Below are 1320 nucleotides of genomic sequence, written 5' to 3' on the forward strand. Positions count from 1 at the left end.
CCCCACCACCATCATCGCACTGCGCTGCAGGCAGATCGCCACCGGCTGGTCCGGCTTCACCCCAATTGCGATCAGATGATGCGCCAGGCGGTTGGCCCGCGCATTGAGCTCGCCATAGCTCAACCGCTCGTCCCCGCAGACCACCGCCACCGCATCCGGCGCACGGCGCACCTCGGCCTCGAACAGCTCATGGATGCACCGCTGCGACGGATAGGCCGCCGCCGTCCGGTTCAGCTCCTCCAACAGATACGCCCGCTCGTCAGGTGGCAGCAGCTCAATCCGCCCGACCGCTTGCTGCGCATCGGCAACCATCGCCCGCAGCAGCGCCAGCAGATACCCCCGCTGTCGCTCGATCGTCGCCTGATCAAACAGCGCCGTGGCATAACCCAGCGTCCCGGCGATCACCTCGCCCTGTTCGCCAAGGTTCAGCTCCAGATCAAACTTGACCTGATCGAACCCCTCCCCCGCAGCCTCCACCAGCAGCCCGGGAAGGTCGAGGGACGGGACGGCGTTGTTCTGCCAGGCCAGCATCACCTGGAACAGCGGGGTGTGATCAAGCGAGCGCGGCGGCTGCACGATCTCCACCACCCGCTCAAACGGCAGGTCCTGATGCTCCTGCGCCCCCAAGGCCGTGCGCCGCGTCCGCTCCAACAGCTCCGCCACGCTCGGCGCGCCCGACAGATCGAGGCGAAGCGCCAAAGTGTTGACGAAGAAGCCGATCAACTCTTCGATCTCGCGGCGGCCCCGATTGGCGCTTGGCACCCCGATCACAATGTCGTCCTGCCCCGTCAGACGCGACAGCACCGCCGCCCACCCCGCCAGCACCGTCATGAACAAGGTCGTGCCATGCTGCCGGCTCAGCCGCTTCAGATCCCGCGTCAGATCTGCAGGAATGACCACTGCCACGCGGGCCCCGGCAAACGACTGCTCTGCCGGCCGAGGCCGGTCCGTCGGCAGCGCCAGACGGGTCGGACCACCACACAGGGCGTTGCGCCAATACTGCGCCTGCTTCTGCAGCCGCTCACCGGAGAGCCACTGCCGCTGCCAGGCGGCATAGTCCGGATACTGGATCGCAAGCGGCGGCAGCGGATCGTCCTGCCCAGCTACCAACGCCCGGTACAGCTGACTGAGTTCGCGCACCAAGACGCCCAGCGACCAGCCGTCCGAGACAATATGATGCTGGGTCAGCAGGAACACGTGCTCCCCATCCGAGGTGCGGATCAGCCGGCCCCGGATCAGCGGTCCCCGCGCCAGATCGAACGGCGTGCGCGCCTCTTCCCGGCACAGATCCAAAAGCGCCTCGTCCGCATCCGGCCTGTC

The 1320-nt window shown here is 67.3% G+C and carries 1 protein-coding gene; it reads right to left on the reverse strand.

Going from position 1 to position 1320, the window contains the following annotated elements; genetic code table 11:
• On the reverse strand, positions 1–1320 hold a 1320-nt coding region (locus AAFX91_RS41720), incomplete at both ends, for a condensation domain-containing protein (protein WP_394570351.1).

Source organism: Bradyrhizobium sp. 31Argb, from assembly GCF_043638955.1.
Classification (GTDB): domain Bacteria; phylum Pseudomonadota; class Alphaproteobacteria; order Rhizobiales; family Xanthobacteraceae; genus Bradyrhizobium.